A 4,088-nucleotide genomic window follows, 5' to 3' on the forward strand; every position below is an offset into this window, starting at 1 on the left:
CGAATTCTCCCCCTCTCCCGCTTGCGGGAGAGGGGGCCGGGGGGAGAGGGCAGCCGAGGCATGCGCCGGAGCCGATCGAACCTCCCCACTGCCTGCAAGCAAGCCTAGCCCACCCACTGCAGCCCTCGAACCGCACGGCACTGGCTCCCTTCCCCCGCGGCAGTTTGCGGGGGAAGGGTTGGGGATGGGGGGCGCCGAGGCACGCGCCACCACCAATCGACACTCCCCATCCCACGCACTCCCGCACGACGCCCTCACGCCCTCACGCACTCACGCACTCACGCGCCCATGCACGAAGCCCCCGCCCGGCGAACCGGGCGGGAGCTTCATCACGTCACAACGCGCCGAAGTCGCTTACGCGGCTCCGCCCGGTGCCGGGGCGCCGGTGGCGCTGGCGCCGCTGGCGCCGTCGCCCGTGGCCAGCTCCGCCAGCGCGGCCTTGCGCGACAGGCGCAGTCGGCCCTTCTCGTCGATGGAGAGGAGCTTCACCTGCACCATGTCGCCCTTTTTCACCACGTCCTCGGTCTTCTCCACCCGGCCGGCCTGCAGCTCGGAAATGTGGAGCAGCCCCTCGGTCCCCGGCATGATCTCGACGAAGGCCCCGAAGGTGGTGGTGCTCTTCACCTGGCCCTCGTAGATGCGGCCCACCTCGGCCTCTTCCGTCATCCCGGCGATGATCCTGCGGGCGCGCTCGCCGCCCTCGCCGCTCACCGAGGCGATGGTGATGGTGCCGTCGTCGTCGATGTTGATCGTCGCGCCGGTGGCCTCCTGGATGCCGCGGATGGTCTTGCCCTTGGGCCCGATGATCTCGCCGATCTTGGCCGGATCGATCTTGATGGTGATGATGCGCGGCGCGTACTGCGACAGTTCCGTGCGCGGCGCGTTCAGCACCTTCTCCATCTCGTCGAGGATGTGCATCCGCGCGCGGTTGGCCTTCTGCAGCGCCTCGCGCATCAGCTCGATGGTCAGCCCCTCGATCTTGATGTCCATCTGGATGGAGGTCACGCCGTCACGGGTGCCCGCCACTTTGAAGTCCATGTCGCCCAGGGCGTCCTCGGAGCCCAGGATATCGGTGAGCACCGCCACCCGGTCGCCCTCGGCGATCAGCCCCATCGCCACGCCGGCCACGGCCGCGCGCATGGGCACGCCCGCGTCCATCAGCGACAGCGACGCCGCGCACACGCTGGCCATCGACGACGAGCCGTTGCTTTCCAGCACGTCGCTCACGACGCGGATGGTGTACGGGAACTCGTCGAACGGCGGCAGCATGGCCTCCAGCGCCCGCTCGGCCAGGGCGCCGTGCCCGATCTCGCGGCGGCTGGTGCCGCGCACCGGCTTCACCTCGCCCGTGCTGAACGGGGGGAAGTTGTAGTGCAGCATGAACGACTTCTTCTGCTGCGTGGCGAAGTCCACCGTGTCGTACGCCTGCTCGTCGCCCTGCGTGCCCAGCGTGGCCACGCCCAGCGCCTGCGTCTGCCCGCGGGTGAACAGCGCCGAGCCGTGCGCGCGCGGCAGCACGCCCACGTCCACGCTGATCGGGCGCACCTCGTCGAGGCCGCGGCCGTCCGAGCGGGTGCCGGTGCTCAGGATCATCTCGCGCGTCCCGCGCTTTTCGAGATCCTTGAGCACGTTGCCCACGTCCTTGTCGCTGTCCGGGAACTCCTCGGCCAGCGCGGCGGAAATCTCGGTGCGGATGGCCTTGAGGGCGTCGGCGCGCTCGTGCTTGCCGGGCACCTTCAGCGCCTCGGCCACGCGGTCGCCTGCGGCGCTCTCCACGCGCTCGCGGAGGGTCGCTTCCACCTCGCGGGGCGTCCACTCCATCTTGGCGGGCAGCTCCAGGGCCGCCAGCACCTCCTTCTGAATGCCGATCAGCTCCTTGATGGCGGCGTGCGCCACCACCAGCCCCTCGGCGATCTCCTCTTCCGGCACTTCCAGCGCGCCGCCCTCCACCATCTGGATGGCGTCCTCGCTACCCGCGACGATCACGTCGAGGTCCGAGTACTCCAGCTGGGCGAAGGTGGGGTTCAGCACCCACTGGCCCTGGATGCGGCCGATGCGCACCGCGGCCACCGGCTCGGCGAACGGAATGCGGCTCATGTTCAGCGCCAGCGAGGCGCCGGTGAGCGCAACCACGTCCGCGTCGTTCTCCTGGTCGGCCGAGATCACGTAGATGAAGACCTGCGTCTCGTTGTAGAACCCGTCCGGGAACAGCGGGCGCAGGGGGCGGTCGATCAGGCGCGCCGACAGGATTTCCTTGTCGGAGGGGCGCCCCTCGCGCTTGATGAAGCCGCCCGGGATCTTGCCGGCCGCGTAGGTGCGCTCGCGGTACTCGATGGTGAGCGGGAAGAACGGAAGGTGGGTGGGGGTGTCCTGGGCCACCGCCGTGCACAGCACCATCGTCTCGCCGAACTGCACCGTGCACGAACCGTCTGCCTGGCGGGCCATCTTGCCCGTCTCGATGATCAGGGGACGGCCCGCGAACTGCCTTTCCAGCTTTGCCATTGGGTCTTTTTCCTGTTTGATTGCTCGGGGGAAGCCGCACTCCGGACGCCACTCCCCCGCAGGCGGGGCCCGGTCGCTTTGATGTTCACTTCGTCGCCGCTGTGCAAAAACGCACGCCGGCCGCACGGAACTGGCCCGTGCGGCCGGCGTGTTTCCTTCTAGTATGCCCTGCGTTCCGCCAGGCGGAGACACGCGTTCAGGACGGGACGGCGCGTGTGCGCCATCCCATGTTCCCGCCGCGGGCCCGCCGCCGTGCCGATCAGTGGCGCAGCCCCAGGTCCGCGATCAGTGCGCGATAGGCGTCGAGATCGTTGCGGCGCAGGTAGTCGAGCAGGCTGCGGCGCTGGCCCACCATCTTCAGCAGCCCCTGGCGGCTGTGATGGTCCTTCTTGTGGGCGCGGAAGTGCCCGGTCAGGTCGTTGATGCGCGCGGTCAGCAGCGCGATCTGAACCTTGGTGCTGCCACGGTCGTTCTCGTGCAGCTGGTACTTCTTGACGATTTCGTCGCGGTTTTCAGCCGTGAGTGCCATCGATCGGAGCCTCCTGAAGAGTCGATGCTGGTCGGGAAGTCAGCCGATCCAATCAGATCATTCGTCCGAGCGGATCAACAACAAGCCCAGGAATCTAACGAAGCGGACGGATTCCTGCAACCCGCGATCGTGGGTCTCACGCGCAGGCGCGGCGGTCGCGGAGAACAGACGGGAGAAGCGCGCTGCCATCCCGATGGAGCGGCCAAGCCGAACCGGCTCGCGCGACGAGGGAAGGCAGCGACTGAGGGATCCGCCACACATTCACCGAAGGGCGCCCAACCTCGTAGTGTGTGCACGATCTCCTTGACTTTTATGGCCCAAAACGCATCCTACAGGAGCCGCGGTTTCGGTGCCCTATGCCGGTCGCGGGTTAATGACGCGGTTCCCTGCATGAAGGTCCACTCCGATGATGCTTCCCCTCCGCCGTTACGCCGCGGTGCTCGCGGTGGCCTTCTTCGCCGCGTTGCCGGCGCACGCGCAGGAGCCGGCGGGCGTCCTGGACGTGGGCCTGAGCGCCGGGTTGGCGCACACCAGCCGCTGGTATGAAGGGGCCAGCGGGGCGGGCACGCTCTCGGCTGGTCCGGCGTTGTCGCTCGACGCCCGTTTCTGGCCCGTGCCCGCCGCCGGCCTGCGGCTGCAGGTGGGCACGTTCGCCAACGAGCTGCGCACCACTCGCGAGCGGCTGCAACGCGTGCGGGGAACCACGTACGACGTGTCGGCCGTTCTCCGTCCCTTTGCGGCATCGCGGGCGGCACCGGCCCTGGCGTCGGCATACGTGTTCGCCGGTGGAGGCGCCATCACGCTGTCCGGACCACGGGACTCGGTCACGATGTGTGACGACCGGGGCGAGTGCGCTGTCGTCCTGCGCGTTCGGCCCACGACGGTCCCGCAGTTCACCGCGGGCGCAGGGACGGAACTCCCGGTAGGCGACGGGTTCTCCCTCTTCGCCGAAGCCTCGCTCGCCGCCTATGACTCACCCGCGGAACGTCCGAGTGCGGGGCTCGCGTCACCACAGATCTCCCCCGTGGGGCCGGACGCCCTCTCACTGGTCGCCCAG

The 4,088-nt window shown here is 68.9% G+C and carries 3 protein-coding genes; 1 reads left to right on the forward strand and 2 read right to left on the reverse strand.

The window, feature by feature from the left end; translation table 11 throughout:
- Positions 1 to 354: 354 nt before the first annotated feature.
- Together VIB55_RS08645 and rpsO are read right to left on the reverse strand one after the other, a co-directional pair.
- A complete protein-coding gene (locus VIB55_RS08645) occupies positions 355 to 2,502 on the reverse strand; it encodes a polyribonucleotide nucleotidyltransferase (RefSeq protein ID WP_331876260.1) in 2,148 nt (715 codons plus the stop codon).
- Positions 2,503 to 2,761: 259 nt separating this feature from the next.
- Positions 2,762 to 3,031: a 30S ribosomal protein S15 gene (gene rpsO / locus VIB55_RS08650; protein ID WP_331025201.1), complete on the reverse strand. Its 270-nt coding sequence runs from the start codon at positions 3,029 to 3,031 to the stop codon at positions 2,762 to 2,764.
- Positions 3,032 to 3,437: 406 nt separating this feature from the next.
- Between rpsO and VIB55_RS08655 the strand changes: the two genes are divergently transcribed.
- The coding region (locus tag VIB55_RS08655; protein ID WP_331876261.1) for a hypothetical protein at positions 3,438 to 4,088 on the forward strand (651 nt) is incomplete at its 3' end.

Origin of the sequence: Longimicrobium sp., from assembly GCF_036554565.1 — a bacterium.
GTDB lineage: Bacteria > Gemmatimonadota > Gemmatimonadetes > Longimicrobiales > Longimicrobiaceae > Longimicrobium.

Coding starts and splice junctions, on each gene's coding strand:
- VIB55_RS08645 (WP_331876260.1), bottom strand. CDS start 2,502: ATGGCAAAGCTGGAAAGGCAGTTCGCGGGCCGTCCCCTGATCATCGAG.
- rpsO (WP_331025201.1), bottom strand. CDS start 3,031: ATGGCACTCACGGCTGAAAACCGCGACGAAATCGTCAAGAAGTACCAG.